At 70.1% G+C, this 20,163-nt stretch carries 23 protein-coding genes; 7 read left to right on the top strand and 16 right to left on the bottom strand.

Annotation, left to right across the window (positions count from 1 at the left end; all coding sequences use genetic code 11):
• Positions 1-175 precede the first annotated feature (175 nt).
• Positions 176-646 (top strand): DUF5793 family protein, encoded by a 471-nt coding sequence (locus NO998_RS06605; protein ID WP_267646313.1) that lies wholly within the window; start codon positions 176-178, stop codon positions 644-646.
• A gap of 20 nt (positions 647-666) precedes the next feature.
• On the opposite strand, the gene NO998_RS06600 is transcribed toward NO998_RS06605, so the two are convergent.
• The 3 genes from NO998_RS06600 to pdxS are packed head-to-tail and all read right to left on the bottom strand — an operon-like array spanning position 667 to position 2,626.
• Complete coding sequence (locus tag NO998_RS06600; RefSeq protein WP_267646312.1) at positions 667-1,269, bottom strand: hypothetical protein; 603 nt, start codon at positions 1,267-1,269, stop codon at positions 667-669.
• A gap of 46 nt (positions 1,270-1,315) precedes the next feature.
• Positions 1,316-1,672: a hypothetical protein gene (locus tag NO998_RS06595; protein ID WP_267646311.1), complete on the bottom strand. Its 357-nt coding sequence runs from the start codon at positions 1,670-1,672 to the stop codon at positions 1,316-1,318.
• A 45-nt stretch (positions 1,673-1,717) separates the two neighbouring features.
• Positions 1,718-2,626 carry a pyridoxal 5'-phosphate synthase lyase subunit PdxS gene (gene pdxS / locus NO998_RS06590; protein ID WP_267646310.1) on the bottom strand — a complete coding sequence of 303 codons (909 nt, stop codon included), beginning with the start codon at positions 2,624-2,626 and terminating at the stop codon, positions 1,718-1,720.
• 103 nt (positions 2,627-2,729) lie between these two features.
• On the opposite strand from pdxS, the gene NO998_RS06585 reads away from it, so the two are divergent.
• Positions 2,730-3,110: a hypothetical protein gene (locus tag NO998_RS06585; protein WP_267646309.1), complete on the top strand. Its 381-nt coding sequence runs from the start codon at positions 2,730-2,732 to the stop codon at positions 3,108-3,110.
• 68 nt (positions 3,111-3,178) lie between these two features.
• The gene (locus NO998_RS06580; protein ID WP_267646308.1) at positions 3,179-3,925 is read left to right on the top strand and encodes a DUF1405 domain-containing protein; all 747 of its coding nucleotides are present in this window, start codon (positions 3,179-3,181) and stop codon (positions 3,923-3,925) included.
• On the opposite strand, the gene NO998_RS06575 is transcribed toward NO998_RS06580, so the two are convergent.
• From NO998_RS06575 to NO998_RS06540, 8 genes are all read right to left on the bottom strand, one after another.
• Positions 3,922-4,899, bottom strand: coding sequence for an isocitrate/isopropylmalate dehydrogenase family protein (locus tag NO998_RS06575; protein WP_267646307.1), 978 nt, complete (start codon positions 4,897-4,899; stop codon positions 3,922-3,924). The genes NO998_RS06580 and NO998_RS06575 overlap by 4 nt on opposite strands.
• The gene (leuD, locus tag NO998_RS06570; protein ID WP_379821825.1) at positions 4,896-5,567 is read right to left on the bottom strand and encodes a 3-isopropylmalate dehydratase small subunit; all 672 of its coding nucleotides are present in this window, start codon (positions 5,565-5,567) and stop codon (positions 4,896-4,898) included. Before leuD ends, NO998_RS06575 begins: the two co-directional genes overlap by 4 nt.
• Before the next feature lie 5 nt (positions 5,568-5,572).
• A complete protein-coding gene (gene leuC / locus NO998_RS06565; protein WP_267646305.1) occupies positions 5,573-7,000 on the bottom strand; it encodes a 3-isopropylmalate dehydratase large subunit in 1,428 nt (475 codons plus the stop codon).
• A complete protein-coding gene (locus tag NO998_RS06560; protein ID WP_267646304.1) occupies positions 6,997-7,335 on the bottom strand; it encodes a DUF7989 family protein in 339 nt (112 codons plus the stop codon). Before NO998_RS06560 ends, leuC begins: the two co-directional genes overlap by 4 nt.
• Before the next feature lie 4 nt (positions 7,336-7,339).
• Complete coding sequence (gene ilvC, locus NO998_RS06555) at positions 7,340-8,368, bottom strand: ketol-acid reductoisomerase (RefSeq protein ID WP_267646303.1); 1,029 nt, start codon at positions 8,366-8,368, stop codon at positions 7,340-7,342.
• Positions 8,361-9,125, bottom strand: a complete 765-nt coding sequence (gene ilvN, locus NO998_RS06550) for an acetolactate synthase small subunit (RefSeq protein ID WP_267646302.1) — start codon at positions 9,123-9,125, stop codon at positions 8,361-8,363. Before ilvN ends, ilvC begins: the two co-directional genes overlap by 8 nt.
• Positions 9,122-10,945, bottom strand: coding sequence for a biosynthetic-type acetolactate synthase large subunit (gene ilvB / locus NO998_RS06545; protein WP_267646301.1), 1,824 nt, complete (start codon positions 10,943-10,945; stop codon positions 9,122-9,124). The genes ilvN and ilvB overlap by 4 nt, the downstream gene beginning before the upstream one ends.
• Positions 10,946-11,186: 241 nt before the next feature.
• Complete coding sequence (locus NO998_RS06540; protein ID WP_267647192.1) at positions 11,187-12,440, bottom strand: LeuA family protein; 1,254 nt, start codon at positions 12,438-12,440, stop codon at positions 11,187-11,189.
• Between the two features lie 122 nt (positions 12,441-12,562).
• On the opposite strand from NO998_RS06540, the gene ilvD reads away from it, so the two are divergent.
• From ilvD to NO998_RS06525, 3 genes are all read left to right on the top strand, one after another.
• On the top strand, positions 12,563-14,314 hold the full coding sequence (gene ilvD / locus NO998_RS06535) for a dihydroxy-acid dehydratase (RefSeq protein WP_267646300.1): 1,752 nt from the start codon (positions 12,563-12,565) through the stop codon (positions 14,312-14,314).
• 51 nt (positions 14,315-14,365) lie between these two features.
• Complete coding sequence (locus tag NO998_RS06530; protein WP_267646299.1) at positions 14,366-15,634, top strand: HEAT repeat domain-containing protein; 1,269 nt, start codon at positions 14,366-14,368, stop codon at positions 15,632-15,634.
• Between the two features lie 76 nt (positions 15,635-15,710).
• Positions 15,711-16,079: a DUF7522 family protein gene (locus NO998_RS06525; RefSeq protein WP_267646298.1), complete on the top strand. Its 369-nt coding sequence runs from the start codon at positions 15,711-15,713 to the stop codon at positions 16,077-16,079.
• Between the two features lie 164 nt (positions 16,080-16,243).
• On the opposite strand, the gene NO998_RS06520 is transcribed toward NO998_RS06525, so the two are convergent.
• Positions 16,244-16,978, bottom strand: coding sequence for a protein sorting system archaetidylserine synthase (locus NO998_RS06520; RefSeq protein WP_267646297.1), 735 nt, complete (start codon positions 16,976-16,978; stop codon positions 16,244-16,246).
• 131 nt (positions 16,979-17,109) lie between these two features.
• Between NO998_RS06520 and NO998_RS06515 the strand changes: the two genes are divergently transcribed.
• Positions 17,110-17,559 carry a cupredoxin domain-containing protein gene (locus NO998_RS06515; RefSeq protein WP_267646296.1) on the top strand — a complete coding sequence of 150 codons (450 nt, stop codon included), beginning with the start codon at positions 17,110-17,112 and terminating at the stop codon, positions 17,557-17,559.
• 147 nt (positions 17,560-17,706) lie between these two features.
• On the opposite strand, the gene NO998_RS06510 is transcribed toward NO998_RS06515, so the two are convergent.
• The 4 genes from NO998_RS06510 to NO998_RS06495 are packed head-to-tail and all read right to left on the bottom strand — an operon-like array spanning position 17,707 to position 20,152.
• The gene (locus tag NO998_RS06510; protein ID WP_267646295.1) at positions 17,707-18,330 is read right to left on the bottom strand and encodes a 30S ribosomal protein S3ae; all 624 of its coding nucleotides are present in this window, start codon (positions 18,328-18,330) and stop codon (positions 17,707-17,709) included.
• The gene (locus NO998_RS06505; RefSeq protein ID WP_267646294.1) at positions 18,327-18,581 is read right to left on the bottom strand and encodes a KEOPS complex subunit Pcc1; all 255 of its coding nucleotides are present in this window, start codon (positions 18,579-18,581) and stop codon (positions 18,327-18,329) included. Before NO998_RS06505 ends, NO998_RS06510 begins: the two co-directional genes overlap by 4 nt.
• Positions 18,578-19,687 carry an exonuclease RecJ gene (locus NO998_RS06500; RefSeq protein WP_267646293.1) on the bottom strand — a complete coding sequence of 370 codons (1,110 nt, stop codon included), beginning with the start codon at positions 19,685-19,687 and terminating at the stop codon, positions 18,578-18,580. The genes NO998_RS06505 and NO998_RS06500 overlap by 4 nt, the downstream gene beginning before the upstream one ends.
• On the bottom strand, positions 19,688-20,152 hold the full coding sequence (locus NO998_RS06495; protein WP_267646292.1) for a 30S ribosomal protein S15: 465 nt from the start codon (positions 20,150-20,152) through the stop codon (positions 19,688-19,690).
• Positions 20,153-20,163 lie beyond the last annotated feature (11 nt).

The raw sequence follows: 20,163 nt of genomic DNA, 5'->3' as shown, positions 1-20,163 counted from the left end.
TACCGGTGGGGCGGACTTAAATGTGTGCGCCCCGGCCGAACGCCAGTCCGGGCGGGAATTTTCGGCGGGCAACGTGCGTCCCGGGAGGCCGGTCCGCCGGCTCGCCATCGGCGCGGTCGAGACCACACACGGGCGTCACGGTTTTAGGTGCTCATCGCTAACTATCGGCCATCGAATGAGGCGCGACTACTTCGAACTTGACGTGACGAACGTCGATTGGGCGGAGGCGGGAGGCGCCCCCGCCCAGCCGCTGGTCGAGATCGAGTTCAGCGGCCCGGAAGAGATGCTCCGGGAGCGCCTCAGCGACGCCGACGGCGACCTGCTCGCCGGCGAGGACGTCGACGTGGCGTTCCGGCTGCAAGAACCCCTCGCGGGCGAGGGGCCCGCCCCCGGCGTCGTCTCCGTGACCAACCGGGTGACCGGCGAGTACGTCCTCGAACTCAACGAGACCGCCGACGACGTGTTGCGGTTCATCGACGCCGCCCGCGAGTTCGGCGAGAACGACGAGGACGGCGGCTACCGCGCCGTGCTGTCGGTCGACGGCGAGGAACTGGTCAGCTACGAGAAGGGGACGTTCCTCGTCTACGACGCGGACGGGGAGTTCCTCCGCGAGGAGAGCCTGATCCCGCCGGGCGTCGAACTGTAGCCCGGCCGTTTCAGCCGGGCTCAGCCCGGCACCACGCTCAACAGGTCCGAGAGCCGCAGGTGAAGGCCCCGGAGGATCTCCAGCACGTACGGCGAGGCCTGCAGACTGGCCCCGAGTGCGAGCACGCCGGCGCCGGCGCCGCGGAAGAACTCCGTCTGCCGGCGCGCCGCGGTGACTTCCTCCCCGAGCCACTCGTACAGCGTCGACTCGTCAGCGATCCAGTCGAAGGCGTCGGCGTCGAGGCGAGTCCGGAGGCTCACGTCCGCGTACATCGCCGGCGGGTCCGCGACGTAGAGGACACACAGCATCGGGTCCTGCTCGCCGGGGTGGTCGTCGAAGACGAACGACTGTGGCACCGCCGAGAACTCGCCGTCCCAGCGCTCCTCGACGACGTTCATCACCTGCTCGAAGTGTGAGTCCTGTCTGTCGATCCGGCCGGTGTCGAGCAGTTGGCGCCGCCCCTCCTCGAGTTCGGTCGCGCGAACGCCCTGTCTGAGAACGGGGAGGTTCGGCGGCGTGACGAAAAACCGACCCGCGAGCACGTCCGGGGTCGCCATCATGAACGCCCCCGCCATCTCCAACAGGAGTCCGACGGGAATGATGTACGCCCCGAGGTCAGCCATGTCCGGCTAACTCGGGAGAGGAACAAATAGTCCGGGGGCGGCGGGGTCAGCGTGTGTCGCCGACCCGTTCCCGGACTCGACTGTCGACCCGCCACGCGACCGGAACGCTCAGCAGCGTGAGCAGGGCGCCGATGGTCGCGAGCCCTCGCCAGTCAGTCAGCGCGAGTGGGACCCCGACACCGAGCAGCCCGAACTGGAGCGCCGAGCGCCGGTCGCCACCGCGGTACATCGAGACGGCGACAACGAGAGTCACGCCCCCGGCGACGACGCCGACGACGAACTGTGTAGGGATGGCCGTACCCGCGAGACGTAGCTGTGGGACCTCGGCGAGTGTGGACGCGACGAGGAGCGTCCCGGCGGCGATGGCCGCGAGGAAGCCGAGTCGGATGGCGTTGGAGGGCATCGCCCGGCCGTTCGTCGCTCGTGTGGAAAAACCGTCCGCCGGTGCTCAGTTCCCGCGGCCCTGCAGTTTCTCCTCCTCGGGCAGGCTGGCGTTCTCGTCGCCCTTCATGCCGCCGCCCACGTCGGAGGCGATCTCCAGAAGCGCCTCGGGGTCGTCCCAGTTGTTCACCGCTTCCACGATGGCCTCGCCCATCTTCTCGGGGTTCTCCGCGCCGAAGATCCCGGAGCCGACGAAGATGCCGTCACAGCCGTGGTACATCATCAGCGCGGCGTCGGCGGGCGTCGCGATCCCGCCGGCCGCGAAGTTCACGACCGGCAGCCGGCCGAGGTCCGCGGTCTCGTGGACGAGTTCGCGGGGGGCCTCGTTCTCGCGAGCCCACATCTCCCGCTCCTCGTAGTTCATCCCCGAGAGCTTGCGGATCGCGCTCTTGATGTTCCGCTGGTGGTGGACGGCTTGGTTCACGTCGCCCGTGCCCGCCTCGCCCTTGGTTCGGATCATCGCCGCGCCCTCGTCGATGCGCCGGAGCGCCTCGCCGAGGTTCCGTGCGCCACAGACAAAGGGCGCGGTGAAGTCGCGCTTGTCGATGTGGTACTTCTCCTCGGCGGGGCTGAGCACCTCGCTCTCGTCGACCATGTCCGCGCCGGCGGCCTCCATGATCTCGGCTTCGGTGTGGTGGCCGATCCGGACCTTGCCCATGACGGGGATCGACACCTCGTCGGTGATCTCGGCGATCTCGCCGGGATCGGCCATCCGGGCGACGCCGCCGCGCTTGCGGATGTCCGCCGGGACGGCTTCGAGGTGCATCACCGCGACGGCACCGGCGTCCTCGGCGATCCGGGCCTGTTCGCGGTTCACCACGTCCATGATGACGCCGCCTTTCTGCATCTTCGCGAAGCCGCGCTTCACGAGGTCGGTGCCCCGCTTGAGGTCCTCGATATCGTCCACTTCGTCCATACTCGTACTAGCGCCGGACGGGTCTTAAGAGAGGTGGCTTCGGCCCGTCCGGCCGGAAGCGCCCAGCGGGGTGTTCAAGTGGGTCCGAGTGCATCCCCCGAGTGTGGTTTCCACCCTCCGACGCTTCCTCGCTACCGTCGTCTACGGACTCGCCGTCCTCCTCGGCGGCAGCCTCCTCGTCCCGTCCCCGACCCACCCGCTGATCGCTGTGCCAGTTCTCGCTGGTGGGGCGTCGCTCGTCCACGCGGTCGAAACCCACCACCTCGACGAACTCGGGTACGCCATCGCCGGGATGTGGGCTGCCGTGTTGGCGCTCTCCGTCTCGGCCGGCGTCGTCGGCACCGTTGGGGGCGGACTCGACCCGCTGGTGTCCGTTCCGCTCGCCAGCGTCCTCGGCACCGTCGCCGTCGCTGCGGTCCTCGTCGCGGGCTATTTGGTGGCCGTTCGACGGGCCGATGGAGGGTCGCTTTCCGATCACGGGTAGCGCCCCCGGTCCGATAGCTCACGCCCGGCACCGGCAGCCCTATGGCGCACCCGCCCACTCCCACACCCATGACCCTGCCGGGGCTACTCCCCCGATCACGCCTCCCCGACCGCGACGCGCTCCCGCGCTGGCTGGCACCGCTCCCGCGGGCCGTCGAGGACTTCGGCCTGCGGGCGGTCTGGATCGTCGTCCTCACCAACCTCGTCGGCACCGCCTTCGGCTTCTGGTACTACGGCTTCCACCCGCTGCCGCTCTCTGACCCCTTGATCACCGGGCAGTTCGCCGCCGAACCCGCGCTTCTCTGGCCGTTGATCCCCGACAGCCCCGTCGCGACGCTGTTCATCGCGCTGGCGTTCGGCGTGTGGGCGCTCGGCCGGAACAGCGAGTACCTGAACTCGCTGGCCTTCTTCGGCTGCTGGAAGCTCGGCCTCTGGACGCCGTACGTGCTGCTGACCTTTTCGGACGCCTTCCGCGCCGTCAACCCCCTGCCGATGTACCTCTTCCTCCTGTTCAGCCACCTCGCCATGGTGGTGCAGGCGTTCGTTCTCCACCGGGTTTCCGACTTCCCGGTGCGAGCGGTGGCCGTCGCCGTGCTCTGGTACGGGGTCAACGACGTGGTCGACTACTTCGTCCCCGTCATCGGGACGCCCCACCACACGCTGATCCCCGGACAGACGATCGGTGCCGACGGGTTCCTCACCCACCCGACAGGGATTCACAGTCTCGCGGCTGTCGGCGCGGTGGTGCTGACGCTCACGGCGACGTTCCTGACGCTGGCCACGCGAGTGAAGAAGCTGGAAGACGCGACGGCTTAGAGCCGGGAGACCACGGCGGCGGCGACCTCGTCGGTCGTCGCCGTCCCGCCGAGATCCGGCGTTCGCGGTCCCTCCTCGAGCGTTCGTTCGACTGCCGAGCGCACGCGGGCGCCCTCGTCCTCGTAGCCCAGGTGTGTGAGCAACATCGCCGCGCTCAGGATCGCTGCGGCAGGGTTGGCGACGCCCTCACCGGCGATGTCCGGCGCAGTGCCGTGGACCGGCTCGAACAGCGCGTTGTCGGCGCCGACGTTCGCCGAGGGGAGCAGGCCCAGCCCGCCGACCAGCCCCGCGGCGAGGTCCGAGAGCACGTCGCCCGCGAGGTTGGGACAGAGGACCACGTCGTACTGGGTCGGATCGAGCAACAGCTTCGTCGCCAGCGCGTCCATCAGTTCGGTGTCGTAGTCGGCGCCGCGCTCGGCAGCGACGGCGTCGACGGCGTCGAGGAAGCGCCCGTCGGTGGTCCGCATCACGTTCGCCTTGTGGGTGACGGTCACGTCGGCGTCGTGCTCGTCGGCGTAGGCGAAGCCGAACTCCGCGATCCGCCGGGAGGCCGACTCGGTGACGACTCGGGTAAGCGTCGTCACGCCCTCGCCGAGGTCGCTCTCGATGCCCGAGTAGACGCCCTCGGTGTTCTCCCGGACGAACACGAGGTCGGTCTCGGGCCGGAGCGCGTCGACGCCGGGGTACGCCCGGGCCGGCCGGACATTGGCGAAGCTGCCGACGGCCTCCCGTAGGGGGAGGATCACGTCGGCGGCCGTCTCGCCGGCGGCGCCGAACAGCGTCGCGTCGGCCGCTTCGACGGTTTCGACGGTCGAGTCGGGGAGCGGCGTTCCCTCCCGCTCGGCGACGGCGTCACCGGCCTCGGCCTCGGTGAAGGCGAACGACGGCTCGGTCGCTTCGAGCACACGAACGGCCGCGGGGACGACCTCCCGTCCGATCCCGTCGCCCGGAATAATCGCGATTTCGTCGGTCATGGATCGGTGTAGGGGAGGGACTCGGCGGTGGCGGCCACCTCCTCGGGGTTCGATCCCAGCAGCGCGGTGGTGTCCCACTGGCCGGCGACGAGGGACTGGCGCTGGGCCGGGTCCACGTCGGCGTCGATCTCGGTGTCGTCGTACGCGACCGTCTCCTCGGCCACGTCGACGGTGATTTCGGCGTCGGGGTGGGCTTCAACGTGGTCCTGTAGCGTCTCGATCGACTCGGCGTCGGCAGTGACCGTCGGGATCCCCAGCGCGAGGCAGTTGCCCGCGAAGATCTCCGCGAACGACTCGCCGACGACGGCGTCGATACCCCAGCGCATCAGCGCCTGGGGCGCGTGTTCCCGCGAGGAGCCACAGCCGAAGTTCGCGTTCACCACGAGCACCGAGGCGTCCCGGAACCGGTCGTCGTTGAACGGGTGGTCCGTCGGGTTCTCGGCGACTTGTCCGCCCTCGCCGTCCGGGCCGGCGGTCTCGTAGCGTTGGTCGAAGAAGGCGAACTCCCCCAGCCCCTCGAAAGTGAGCACCTTGAGGAAGCGTGCGGGGATGATCTGGTCGGTGTCGATGTCGTTGCCGCGGACGGGGACACCCGTCCCGTGGACCGTCTCGACCGCGGGGGCGTCGACGGCGTCACCGCCACCGTCGTGGCCGTCGTCGTCCGATATGCCGCTCATCGGGCCACCTCCGGGGCGGCGTCGAGTTCGCGCACGTCGGTCAGTTCCCCCGTCACCGCCGCGGCGGCGACCATCTCGGGGCTCATCAGCACCGTCCGACCGTCGGCGCTCCCCTGCCGACCGACGAAGTTCCGGTTCGAGGAGGAGGCACAGACCTCGTCGCCGACGAGTTGGTCGTCGTTCATCCCGAGACACATCGAACAGCCCGCGCCGCGCCACTCGAAGCCGGCCTCGCGGAACACGTCGTCCAGCCCCTCGGCTTCGGCGGCGGCTTTCACGCGCTGGCTGCCCGGAACGACGAGCCCGCGGACGTCGTCGGCGACCTCGCGGCCCTCGACGATATCGGCGGCCGCGCGCAGGTCCGAGAGCCGCGCGTTCGTACACGAGCCGAGGAACGCCACGTCGATCGGGAAGCCGGCCATCGGCTCGCCGGGGTCGACGCCCATGTGGGCCTGTGCGCGCTCGGCGACGGCGCGGTCCTCGGGAGGGAGGTCGGCCGGTTCGGGCACCGGCTCGGAGATCCCCGCCGTCTGGCCCGGCGTCGTTCCCCACGTCACGGTCGGCTCGATAGCCGAGGCGTCGATGGTCACCACGTCGTCGTAGGTCGCGTCGTCGCCCGATCGGATCGCCTCCCAGTACTCCTTCAGTTCGGCGAACGTCTCGGGGTCGCTCTCGAACGCGTCGGTGTCGCGGAGCCACTCGTAGGTGGTCTCGTCGGGTTCGACGTAGCCCGCGCGGGCGCCGCCCTCGATCGACATGTTGCAGACGGTCATCCGCCCCTCCATCGAGAGCGACTCGACCGCCGGGCCGCCGTACTCGTAGACGTAGCCGACGCCGCCGTCGGTGCCGAGTTCGCCGATGATCGTGAGGATCAGGTCCTTCGCGGAGACCCCCTCCCCGAGTTCGCCCGTCACCTCGATCCGGCGCACCGCCTGCTTCTCCATGGCGACGGTGCCGGTGGCGAACACGTCCCGGATCTGGGAGGTCCCGATCCCGAACGCCAGCGCGCCGAAGGCGCCGTGGGTCGCCGTGTGGGAGTCCCCACAGACGACGGTCATTCCGGGCTGGGTCAGCCCCTGCTCCGGGCCGACGACGTGAACGATCCCCTGCCGGCCGGTGTCGGGGTGGTCGAACGTCAGCCCGGCCTCGGCGACGTTCTCCTCCAGTTCGCTCATCATCGCCTCCGCCGCGTCGTCGCCGTAGGGACGCTCGCGGTCGGCAGTTGGAACGATATGGTCCGCCGTCGCGTGCGTGCGCTCGGGGTAGGCGATGTCGAGGCCGCGCTCCTCCAGCATCCCGAACGCCTGCGGACTCGTGACCTCGTGGATGAGGTGGAGGCCGACGAACAGCTGATCCTGTCCGCTGGGGAGCCGACGGACGCGGTGGCGGTCCCAGACCGCGTCGTAGAGCGTCCCCTCGCTCATACGGCGTCCTCGCCTGCCTCCTCCTCTTCCTCGGCGGCCCCCTCGTCGCCCCGCGTGTACACCTCGTTCGTGCTCGGGGCGTCCTCGCGGGGCGTGTGGTCGACCTCGCCCATCGGTTCCTCGTCGGCGTCCTCCTCGGCGTCTTTGGCCTTCGACCCCGCGGAACCGCCGTCGACGACGGCGACGCGGCCGCGCTGGTACACTTGGGAGTCGCCGAAAGTCTCGCCGGTCTCGGGGTTGGTGTGGCTAACCTCGCCCATCGTTCGGGCCTCGGTCTCGCTTCGGTCGGTTCGTCGTCGGTTCGATCGGTCGTCTGCGTCGGTGTGTCGGGTCATTGGTTCAGTCGTCAGCGGGCGCGTTGGCTGGCTCTCGGTTCCCCTCGCTCCACGCGAACAGCGCGCGGAGTTCCTCCCCCACGTCCTCGATGTCGTGGGCCTTCTCGGCGGCGCGGCGCTGGCCGTAGGACGGCCGGCCGGCCTGGTTCTCGGTGATCCACTCGCGGGCGAACTCCCCGTTCTGGACCTCCTCGAGGACGGTCTCCATCCGCTCGCGGGTGTGGTCATCGACCACTACCTCGCCCCGGGTCAGCCCGCCGTACTCGGCGGTGTCGGAGACGGAGTCCCACATCTCGCCCATCCCGCCCTCGTAGAGCAGGTCGACGATCAGTTTGAGTTCGTTCAGACACTCGAAGTAGGCCATCTCGCGGCTGTAGCCCGCGTCGGTCAGGGTCTCGTAGCCCGCCTTCACGAGTTCGGTGACGCCGCCACAGAGCACCGCCTGTTCGCCGAACAGGTCGGTCTCGGTCTCCTCGCGGAACGTCGTCTCGATGACGCCCGCCCGGGTGCAGCCGATGGCGGCGGCGTAGGCCAGCGCCTCGTCGTGGGCGTCACCGGTCGCGTCGCGGTACACGGCGAGCAGGCCGGGCGTCCCCTCGCCCGCGGCGTACTGCCGGCGGACGATGTGGCCCGGCCCCTTCGGTGCGACCATCGTCACGTCCACGTCCTCTGGCGGCTCGATCTGGTCGTAGTGGATGTTGAACCCGTGGGCGAACTGGAGCGTGTCGCCCGGGTCGAGTTCGGGCGCGATCTGTTCGTACACGGCCGGCTGGACGTTGTCCGGCACGAGCACCGAGACGATGTCGGCGGCCGCCGCGGCCTCCCGGGGCGTCCCGACGGTGAGTCCGTCCTCGCGGGCCGCCCGGCGGGAGGCCGAGTCCTCGCGCAGGCCGACGATCACGTCGACGCCGCTCTCGGCGAGGTTCTGGGCGTGGGCGTGGCCCTGGCTCCCGTAGCCGAGCACCGCGACCGTCTTCTCCTCGATGTTGCTGTGCGCCGCGTCGTCGTCGTGGTAGATGGTGTTCTCAGTCATCGTCGGTCGGCGTTTCAGGCGCCGTCGTCGTGGTCCGTCGGTCAGTCGCGCTGTTCGTCGTCCCGGTCGTGGAACTCGCCTGTCGCTCGTAGCGGTCGGCCTCGGCGTCGGTCGTCCACTCGGTCCCGCGGGCCAGCGCCCCCGTGCCCGTGCGGGTGAGCTCCCGGACACCGAAGCGCTGGAACGCCTCGACGGCCCGGTCGACCTCGCTCGAACTGCCGGTGACCTCGACGGTCACCGTCCCCGGCTGGGCGTCGAGCACTTCGCCGTCGAACATCTCGACGACGGACTCGACGGCGGCGGGCCGGTCGTCGTGGACCTTCAGCACCGCCAGCTCCCGCCGGACGGCGTCCCGGCCCAGTTCGCGGACCGAGATCACCGGCACGAGCTTCTCCAACTGCTTCTCGACCTGCCGGACCCCCGGCTCGGGCTCCTCGATGGTCAGGGTCATCCGGGCGGTCTCTGGGTTCGTCGTCGGCCCGACGGTCAGGGAGTCGATGTCGAACTGCCGCCGGCTGACCAGCCCCGCGACCTCGGCCAGCACCCCCGGCTCGTGTTTCACGAGAGCGGAGATGGTGGTCCGGCGGGCCGGGTGGCTGGCCTCCGCCTCGGGGTCGATCCGGACCCCCTGTTTCGATCGGCGCCCGCTGGGCCGGGGTCGGTCGGTCGGTTCCGGCCCTGCCAGCCCCTCCCGTTGCGCGCCCCGGTCGGCCTGCGTCGGTCGGTCGTCCCAGCCGGCGTCGGCGTCGTCGCTCATAGCTGGTCCTCCGCCAGCGCGAACCCGCTGTTGTCGCCGCCGCTCTCGACCATCGGGTAGACGTTCTCCCGAGGGTCGATCCGGGCGTCGACGACCGACGGCCCGTCGTGGGCGAACGCCGCTTCGAGGGTGTCCGCCACCTCGTCGTACGTCTCCAGGGTGAACCCCTTCGCGCCGAACGCCTCGGCGATGGCGGCGAACTCGGGCACCCAGCCGTACTCCGAGGCGGTGTGGCGCCCCTCGAAGAAGGCGTCCTGCCACTGCCGGACCATCCCGATCGCCTCGTTGTTGAGTACGATCACGGTCACGTCGAGGTTCTCGCGGGCCGCGACAGAGAGCTCCTGCAGCGTCATCAGGAACGAGCCGTCGCCCTCGAAACAGACCACCTCCCGGTCGGGCGCGGCGAGCTTGGCACCGATGGCGGCCGGCAGGCCGTAGCCCATCGTTCCCAGCCCGTGGCTGGCGACCCAACTCCGGGGGTGGCGGAACGTCCAGTACTGGGCGGCCCACATCTGGTGCTGGCCGACGCCGGCGGTGACGACGGCGTCGTCCGGCGTCGCCGCGTCGGCGGCCTCGACGACGAACTGCGGTTTGAGCGGCTCGTCCTCCGGCGCCGCGTACGTCATCGGGTAGTCGTCCTGCCACTCGCGACACTGCTCGCGCCACGCCGCGTGGCGGTCACTGCCGGTGTCGGTCTCGCTCCCGTCGCTCGACCCAGTCGCCATCGCGTCGTGCATCTGCTCGATGACGGCGGCGGCGTCGCCGACCAGCGCGTGGTCGGCCTCGACGTTCTTGGATATCTCCGCGGCGTCGATGTCGGCGTGGATCACCGTCGCGTCGGGCGCGAACGTCTCGACGCCCCCGGTCAGCCGGTCGTCGAAACGCGTGCCGACCGCGAACAGGCAGTCGGTGTGGGACACCGCCATGTTGGCGGCGCCGGTGCCGTGCATTCCCGCCCACGAGAGGCAGCGCTCGTCGTCCTCGGGGACGGTGCCGATGCCCGGCATCGTCGTCACCACGGGCACGTCCGCTTCATTGACGAACGCCCGGAGTTCCTCGCTTGCCTCCGCCTTCACCACGCCGCCGCCGGCCAGTACCAGCGGCCGCTCGGCCGCCTCGAACGCCGCGGCGGCGGCCTCGATTGCCGACTCGTCGGCGCGGTCTGGCACGTCGTAGTACGTCGGCAGCCGGCCCGGTTCCGGGCCGGCCGCGGTTTCGGTCGTGCTGGCGTCCTTCGGCAGGTCCACCAGCGTCGGCCCGGGTCGTCCGGCGCCGGCCAGTTCGACGGCCTCGCTGACGGTCGCGCCGATCCGGTCGGCGTCGCCCGCGAAGTAGTTCTCCTTCGTGATCGGTCGGGTGACGCCGACGGTGTCGGTCTCCTGGAACGCGTCGTTGCCGAGGAACTCGGTCGGGACCTGTCCGGTCAGCGCGACGACGGGGTCCGAGTCCATGTCGGCGTCGGCGATGCCGGTGATGAGGTTCGTCGCGCCCGGGCCGGAGGTGGCCATACAGACTCCCGGCTCGCCGGTGACCTGCCCGTAGGCGTCCGCGGCGTGAGCCGCGGCTTGCTCGTGGGCCATCGTCAGATGCGTCGGCCCGTCGTCGGCTTCCGCCAGCGCGTCGTAGACGGGCATGATTGCTCCGCCCTGGACGCCGAAGACGTGCTCGACGCCGGCCGCCGTGAGGGCGGCGATTGCGGCGTCGGCACCGGTCGCCGGCGGCGCCGGCTCTGTCGGCTGTTCGTCGCTCAGTTCGGTTCGGTCGTGGCGTTCCGGCTCCGTCCCCTCCTCAGGTGGCGCCGGATGTGCTCGCTCGCTCATGTGGAACTGTTGCTGCAGGCTCGGTTGTCGGGTGATGCGACAGTCGGGTGAGGAGAGGGGGTGGTAGGGGTCAGGCAGCCCCTACAATCACGAGCGAGACGCTGACGCCGGGCGAACCGGTGTAGCGTCGACGCGTCATGAACTGAGCCACGGCGTCGCCCGTGATAACTCTTTTCACGGCATGCTGCAGCGTGACACGGTCGGGAGCGCTGTGGCTGGCGGCTGGCGTCCTCGGCGGCGATCATCGGGCCGGTTCCTCCGTGATACGTTCGGGTTCTCGGGCCACGTCGTTGGCCTCGGCGACGGTCGTGAGGGTGTCCTCGGTGATCTCGTCGCCGGCGGCACCGCGGTCTTTCACCTCGCGGGTGACCGCGCGGACCTCCTCGTCGGTCGGGTCGTAGCCCGCCTGCCGCAGGCGTTCGCGGACCGAGTGGGTGCCGGTGTGTTTGCCCAACACCAGTTCGCGCTCGGCCCCGACCATCTCCGGGGTCATGACGCCCGGCTCGAACGTCGCCGAGTTCTCGATGACGCCGGCGGCGTGGATGCCGGACTCGTGGGCGAACGCGTTGTCGCCGACGACCGGCGCGTTCGGCGCCGTCGGCACGCCGCTGCGTGCCTCGACGATCCGTGCCAGTTCGGTGATCTTCGTGGTGTCGACCCCGGTGTCTGCGCCGTAGACGCTCTCGGCGGCCATGACGACCTGCTCGAAGGCGGCGTTGCCGGCGCGCTCGCCGATGCCGCCGACTGAGACCTGCGCCCGGTCGGCGCCGGCCTCGAACCCGGCCAGCGCGTTCGCGCTCGCCAGCCCGAAGTCGTCGTGCGTATGCACGTCGATCCGCGCGTCGGTGTGTTCCCGAACGGTGCGGATCAGGTCCGCGAACCGCCCGGGTGTGGCGACCCCGCAGGTGTCGGGGACGTTGATCCAATCGACGCCGACCGCCGATACCGCCTCGACCACCTCGGCGAGGTAGTCGGGGTCGGTTCGGGTGGCGTCCATCGGGGAAAACATCACCTCGGCCCCGGACTCGGCGGCGCGCTCGACGCTCCGGACCGAGCGCTCGATCACGGCCTCGCGGCTGGCGTGCATCGAGTCCTCGATCTGGACGTCGCTGGTCGACGCGAACACGTGGACCAGATCGACGCCGGCGTCGATTGCGGCCTCGACGTCCTTCTCGACGACGCGGGCGAGCCCACACACCGTCGTGTCGGCCGCCGACGCGATGTCCCGGACCGCGGCGAACTCCGCGTCGGAGTTCACCGGGAAGCCAGCCTCGATGGCGTCGACGCCCGCCGTATCGAGCGCCGCGGCTATCTCGCGTTTGTCGTCGTAGGAGAACGAAGTACGGGGCGACTGTTCACCGTCTCGCAGGGTGGTGTCGAAGATCCGAGCCGTGGCGAACTCGGAATCAGTTTTCAGCGTGCCCTGGGAGAACTCGATCCGCCGGGGATACCGACGTGCCCTCGTTGTCGTGAGACATTGTACACCACGGTACAGGGTAGCAGGTGTTAAACGTGTCGGCTCAGACCATCACGATTAATAACCCACGTCACGATACGATACGGTCACACACCCCGCGGTCGGAACGGAGTTAAGTGCTCCCGGACGCGGGAAGTGGTATGAGTCGACAGGACACAGAGGGAGCGGCGGACGCCCCGAACGGGGGGAAGTCCCCGGACCTGCGGAGCCGGGAAGTGACCGAGGGAGCCGAGCGGGCACCCCACCGCGCGATGTTTCGTGCGATGGGGTTCGACGACGACGACCTCGCGTCGCCGATGGTCGGGGTCGCCAACCCCGCGGCCGACGTGACGCCGTGTAACGTCCACCTCGACGACGTCGCCGACGGCGCCATCGACGGCGTGGACGCGGCCGGCGGGATGCCCATCGAGTTCGGGACGATCACCATCTCGGACGCCATCTCGATGGGGACCGAGGGGATGCGCGCGTCGCTGATCTCGCGGGAGGTGATCGCCGACTCCGTCGAACTCGTCGCGTTCGGCGAACGCCTCGACGCGCTGGTTACCGTCGCCGGCTGCGACAAGAACCTCCCGGGGATGCTGATGGCCGCCATCCGGACGGACCTTCCGAGCGTCTTCCTCTACGGCGGCTCGATCCTCCCGGGCCAGCACGAGGGCCGCGAGGTCACCGTCCAGAACGTCTTCGAGGGCGTTGGCACCTACGCGCAGGGGGAGATGAGCCGCGAGGAGTTGGACGAACTGGAGCGCAACGCCTGTCCGGGCGCGGGCTCCTGTGGCGGGATGTTCACCGCCAACACCATGGCCTCAATCGGCGAGGCGCTCGGACTCGCCCCGCTGGGCAGCGCGTCGCCGCCCGCCGAGAGCGAGGGCCGGATCGCCGTCGCCGAGCGTGCGGGCGAACTCGCCCTCGACACCGTCGAACACGACCGCAAACCCTCCGACGTACTCAGCCGGGCCTCCTTCGAGAACGCCATCGCGCTGCAGGTCGCGATGGGCGGCTCCACGAACGCCGTGCTCCACCTGCTCGCGCTGGCTGCGGAGGCCGGGGTCGACCTCTCGATCGAGGACTTCGACGAGATCAGCCGCCGGACGCCCAAGATCGCCAACCTCCAGCCCGGCGGCACGCGGGTGATGAAGGACCTCCACGACGCCGGCGGCGTTCCGGTCGTGATCCGCCGTCTCGTCGAGGCGGGCCTGTTCGACGGCGACGCGGCGACGATAACGGGCCGTACGGTCGCTGAGGAGCTGTCGCAGTTGGACCTCCCCGACGACGACGAACTCGACGAGCACGACTTCCTCCGGCCGGTCGAGGACCCGTTCCACGAGGAGGGCGCGATCAAGATCCTACAGGGGAACCTCGCACCCGACGGCGCCGTGCTGAAAGTCACCGGCGAGGACCAGTTCCACCACGAGGGTCCCGCCCGGGTGTTCGAGAGCGAGGAGGGCGCGATGCAATACGTGCAGGAGGGCGACCTCCAGTCTGGTGACGTGATCGTGATCCGCAACGAAGGGCCCCGCGGCGGCCCGGGGATGCGCGAGATGCTCGGCGTCACCGCTGCCGTCGTCGGGCAGGGCCACGAGGACGACGTGGCGATGGTCACCGACGGGCGCTTCTCCGGGGCGACCCGCGGGCCGATGATCGGCCACGTCGCCCCCGAGTCGTTCGTCGGCGGCCCGCTGGCGGCCGTCGAGGACGGCGACCACATCACCATCGACATCCCCGACCGGACGCTCGCAGTCGACCTCGACGGCGACGAACTCGACCGCCGGCTGGCCGAGCGCGAGCAGCCCGAGCCCGCCTACGGCCGGGGCGTGCTCGCGAAGTACGGCGCGCTGTTCGGCTCGGCCGCCGACGGCGCGGTGACCGATCCGGGGCTGGAAACGGGCCGGTAACGCTGCCGCGGAAGGGAAACGCCTTAATCAGTTTCGGCCCCAGTGAAAGGTATGACTGACGACGAGGAGCCGACGGGTGACGCACTCCAGCTCTCGGCCGAAGAGATGGAGTCCCGCCTCGACGAGGCGAGCGAGGCGCTCGAGGCCGCCGAGACCGAGGCGGACCTCGACGACGTCGAAGCGACCGTCGACGCCGTCGCCGAGGCGCTCGAGGCCGCCGAGTTCGGGGAACCGGAGGACGACGACGAGGAGTCCCCCGCCGAGGCCGTCGAGTCCCGGGTCGACGAACTCCGCGCGGAAATCGAGGAACAGCGCGGCCCCTACGCCGCGGACGTGGTCGACGACCTCGAAGGACTCCAGACGACCCTGACCGAGACCCGCTGGACCGCCGCAGGGACCCCCGAGACGCAGGAAGCCGTCGACGACTACCTCGACGCCGCCGGCGACGCCCTCGACACGGAGTTCGGGTCCGCCGACGACGAGTCCCCCGAAGCGCTCGCCCACGAACTCGACGCCGTCGCCGACGCCGTCGAGGCCGCGGACCTCGACGCAGACGCCGACGCCGAGACCATCGCCTCGCTGGTCGAGGCCACCGAGGCGCTCGAAACGGGCCTCGACGAGGCCGAGGAGTGGGACGACCTCCAGACCAACGAACAGCTGATGGCCGAGGGGTTCTACGACGTGCTCGGCCACTACAAGGACTACCCCGTCGAGTGGGCCGCGCTCAAAGAGCACGAACAGCAGGGGAACGTCGACCAGATCCTCCGCGCGCTCGACGCGCTGGGTTCGGAGTTCATGGAGCGCCACTGCATGGAGGCGCTGATCCGGATGGGCGACGCCGAGGCGTTCGAGGAGATGCACGCCCGCGCCCAAAAGCGTGACAAGCCCGGCATCGAGGCGCTGGGGAAGATGGGTCCAGACGCCACCGAGGCCGTCGACACCCTGATCGAGTACGTCGATACCGACTCCGACCCGCAGCTCCAGAAGGTGACGTTCCGCGCGCTGGGTGAGATCGGTAGCGAGGAGGCGACCCAGCCGCTGGCGAACAAACTGGAGATGGACGACGACAACGTCCGGCCGCTGGCCGCCCGCGCGCTCGGCCTGATCGGGGATACCCGCGCGATCGATCCGCTCGCCGACACCATCGCCGAGGACGAGGACCGGACCGTCCGGACCGCCGCCGCGTGGGCGCTCCGCCAGATCGGCACCCGCGAGGCGCTCGAAGCCGCCGCCGAGTACGACGACGCCAAAGCCTACACGCTACAGGCCGAGGCGAAGAAAGCCCGCGAGGCCCTCGACGCCGCGGCCGTCGAAGCCTGACCTGACGCCCCCGTTTTCCCGCGCAGCCGTCGGTGACGGTCGGCGCCGTTAAACCGCCCACCGCCGAGCACAGAGTATGCACGACCGCTATGCACGGCTCGTTCGCCTCATCAGCGACTACGTCGACCGTAACTTCCGGGCGGCCTTCCAGTACGACGAGCGCGACTGGACCGCGCTCTACGTGCGCCCCGACCTGGCGACCGAGGACCTCCAAGCCGCCGTGCCCGCGCTGGCCGATCGGGCACGTAGCCACGAACCGCTGGTTCGGGAGCCTGACTACCCAGAACTCGGCACCCAGCGTGCCTCGATATCGCTCCACGCCGAGGCGGTGCTGGTCCACTTCAACGAGGGACCACAGTCGGGCGTCGTCGCCACGCTCGAAACCGACGTCGCCCGGAACCTCTCGCAGTTCGTGGCACGCTGTGAGTCGGTACTGTTCGAGTAGTCACGCCGTCGGAGGAAGTACCAGTTCCGAGCCAACAGAGTTCGACCAGCGACACGGCGACGCTCGCGCCGGCGCTCGCGAGGAACCGAGCGTGGTGGAGGGTCCGCGCACGGGCTGGGGCGACACTCAACGGAGAGCCGGCTCCCTATCCGGCGGGGTCGGACTCAGCGGCGCCAGTAGAGCACCGGCCCGAGGATGAGGTACGCGAGCGCGAGGTAGAGCAGGCCGAACGCGAACCCGCGGCCGTAGAGCCCCGGGAGCAACACCGCACCAGCCTGTACGACGCCCATGACGAGGGCGTCCTGTGCGTGGAGGTCGGGGTAGGTGATGTCCCAGACCATCAGCGGGGTGAGGACGGCCGCGAGGGCGAGCAGGAAGCCGGCGTCGTGGAAGCCGACGAGGACCGTCTCCGTGCTCCGGTAGCCCGTGAGTACGGTCGCGCCGAAGATGGTGGCCGCCAGCGTCGTCGGGACGCCGACGGTCTCGTCGCTGTCGGTCTGGTAGGCGGTGTAGATACCGAGTCGGGTGACCGCGGCGGCGACGTAGAGCGCCGGCACGAGCACGCCGGCCAGCGCGAGCAGGCCGTCGGTGGAGATACCCGAGAGCAGCGAGGCCGGGGTCCCCCACTCCCGCCGAGCGACGACGGCGACGAGGAACGCGGGGGCGACGCCGAAGGTGGCCACGTCGGCAAGCGAGTCGAGGTACGGCCCGGCCTCCGTCCCGCCATACTTGCGGGCGACCACGCCGTCGAGGCCGTCCGCGATGGCGCCGAGCAACACCACCCGTGCGGCGAGACCGATGTCGATGGAGGCGGCGACGACCGCGAGGAAGCCCAGCCCGGCGTTCCCGATGGTGACGGCGTCCGCTGGGCCGAGGCGACCGAGGAACCGCGAGCGCATGGCCGGACCGTCGTCCGGCCCCGGTTTACGTGTTTACATCCGGTCGCCGACGGCGTCGTGGCCCGGCTGTCGAGGGGCCGAAACGTGGCGGAATCACGCTGCCTATATCGCTCCGTACCCAACGCCGAACCATGGATCGACGACGCTACCTCGTCGCCGTCGGAACGGGCGCTGCACTGAGTCTCAGTGGCTGTCTGGGGCTCTCGGAAGGGCAGCGCAGCTACGACGTGGGGATGACCCCGAACTCGTTCGACCCGGGGACGATCACCGTTGCGAAAGGGGAGGAGGTCGTCTGGGAGAACACGGGCACCCGTGACCACACGGTGACCGCCTACGAGGCCTCACTGCCCGACGGCGCCGCCTTCTTCGCCTCCGGGGGGTACGACGACGAGAAGGCCGCCCGGGACGCGTGGGCCAACAGTTCCGGCGGCGCGATCAGCAACGGCGAGACGTTCACGCACACCTTCGAGATCCCCGGGGAGTACGAGTACTTCTGTGTGCCCCACGAGACCGGCGGGATGCAGGGGACAGTGATCGTCGAGGACCGCACGCCGACGCCGTCGCCGACGCCCGAGGAGTAGTCGAAGCCTGCGAGCGAACGCCGGCGCCGTCGCTGGCTGGCTGAAAAAGACGAAAAGCGCGTGAATCGCTGCGGAGCCTTATTCGAGGTCGACTTCGTCCTCGTCGACGTTCACGAGAGCGAAGCTCTCGTGGGCAGACGAGAGCGCCTATTCGGCGCTCTCGTCGACGTCCACGGAAGCCTCCTCCTCGGCGGCGACCTCGGCGGGTCGGGCCTCGAGGGTGAGCTTCTGGACCTCGACGCGTCGCAGCGGGTAGATCTCCTTTGCTTCGCCGTAGATGGCCGAGGAGACTCGGCCTTCGACGACGCTGTCGACGAGCTGCTCGAAGCTACGCTCCTCGGCGGCGTTCTCGACGATGTCGACCATCACCGATCGGATCGCCTGCTCCTGGGAGCGGTCTGCCTTCTGGGTCGTCAGCGCCACGGGCTGCATCTGGACGCGGTAGTCGTCCGTCGTCAGCAGCGTGACGTTGGCGGCGACCTTCGAGGCGCCGCGGCGGACCAGCGAGCGCAGGTAGTCCCGCGTGAGTTCGTACTTGATGAACTCGGTGTAGGCGGCGTCGCTACCCACGTCGTTGATCTTGAACGTGAGCTTGTTGTTGTTCTGTCCCTGGTCGCCCTCCATCTCGCCCTGCGTGGTCTCGATGGTGCGGCCGACGACCTGGTTCGGTTCCTCCGCAACGGTCTCACCGAGTTCGGCCCGGTCGAACTGCTCGGGCGCGAGCACGGTGTACCATCGCTTGCCTTCGATCGTGGTGGATTTCTCGCTCATGAGTTGTCGGTGTCGCGCGCCGTCTCGGAGACGGCGTCGGCGACGGTGAGGTTGACGAGGTAGTCGTCGACGGAGGCGGCCAGCCCACCGGCACCCTCTCGGGCGATGGTGGTCCGGACCGCGTCGCCGTCGACGGCCGTCGTCATCGCATCGGTGTTGTCGGGAGCGAGCGCGGCCGCGACGACCCCCGGATCGTCGTGGGTCGTCGAGAGCGTCGCCTCGTGGCGCTGCTCCTCGCAGGCCTCGCTCATAGTGCCTCCCTGAACGTCGTCGTGAACTGTTCGGTGTCAGTGTCGAAACGCGCTCGTCCCGTGAACTCGGTGCCGAGGCCCGTGCCGTCGACCGCCTCGGCGGCGGCGACGACGGCGTCGCCGGTTCCCGACTCGCCCGCGGCGGCCGCGGCGCCCCCAGTCAGGGTCAGCGCGACCGGTTCGGGCGAGCGGAAGTCCCGCGCGAGGCGGGCGACCGCCGGCAGGACCGCCGGGTCGGCGTCCTCGAGGCTGAGGACCCAGACACCGCGGTGCCGGGCGGTTTCGGCGGTACGCAGCGCTCGGTGGACTGAGTCGCCGTACGCACGCCACGCCTCCAGCGCGGCGTCGACGCCCGTTTCGGACTGCTCGCCGAGCACCAGCGCGATGCCGGTGCCGGGAGCCGTTCGGGCGGTCGCGTCCAGCACGTCGGCGTAGCCGCCGAGCGTGGCGAAGGGCGCATCTGGCGTTCGGTACGGCCGGAGCGCGCGTTCGATCCGCTCGGCGGCGCGCTCGGTCGCCCCGTCGGCGGTCACCGCGTCGAGGGTGACCAGCGAGGCGAGTCGGCGGCCGAACTCCTCGTCGGCCGGGTCGAGTTCGGCGACCACGTCAGCCGCCGCCTCGCCGTCCCCGGAAGCCGGGCCGTGCAGCAGCGTCGACGCCGCGAGGTCGGCCGCCAGCTCGTCGCTCGGGACCGACAGTCCGGGCTCCCGGTCGAGCAGGCCTGCCTCGCGTGCGGCGTCGAGTGCCGCGTCGGCGGCCCGGACCGTCTCGCCCGCGGCGACCGTGCCGGCGAGGGCGAGGGTCGGGTCGGGATCGACGCCGAGCCGTCGAGCGACCGCGAACGCGGTCGGACTCGCCGGTCTGTCGAGGGTCGCGTCGCCGTCGACGCCGGTCGGTCCGACGGTGACGGTGACGGCGTCCTCGGTGTCGGCGGCCGCCTCGTCGTCGAGGCGGAGGTGGAACGGGGTGGCGCGTTCGGCGCACGCGCGGGCGAGGAGACCGGCAGCCGCGAGGCTGTCACCGTCGCTGGCGGCGGCGACCCGAACGAAGGGTGCCGTCGACAGGGTGTCGGCGAGTGGCTCCTCGGCCGTGCGCGCACTCGACATCTACTCGAGCAGTTCCTCTGCGGTCTCGTAGTCGTACTCGAAGTCGGCGTCGAGCTCGTCGCCACGGTAGTAGGAGACGAGGCGACGGATCTTCGACTCCGTGTTCTGCAGGGCGCGCTTGTTCTGGGCGTCCTGCGGGTTACGGTCCATGTGCTTGCGCAGGCGGACGGCCCGCGAAAGCAGGTTCCGGAGGTCCTCGGGGAGGTCGGCGTCGGCGTCGTTCTCCTCGAGGATCTCGGTGACTTTCTTCCCGGTCGCCAGCTTGACGTCCGGGACGGGCGTGCCCTTCACGCCCTCGTCGCGCAGTTTCAGGCCGATCTGAGACGGATCGTGACCCTGCTCTGCGAGTTCGACGACGCGGGACTCCACGTCCTCGGCGTCGACGTCGCTCCACTCCGGCGGCTCCTCTGCCACGGGGCTGTCCGAACCGGACGACCCGCGGCGACGGGTGTGCATTCGTGCCATTGGTTGAGTTG

The organism is Halolamina litorea (assembly GCF_026616205.1).
In the GTDB taxonomy this organism is placed as follows: domain Archaea; phylum Halobacteriota; class Halobacteria; order Halobacteriales; family Haloferacaceae; genus Halolamina; species Halolamina litorea.
Note: the sequence above shows the minus strand (reverse complement) of the source record. Positions and strands in the feature narration are given on the sequence as shown.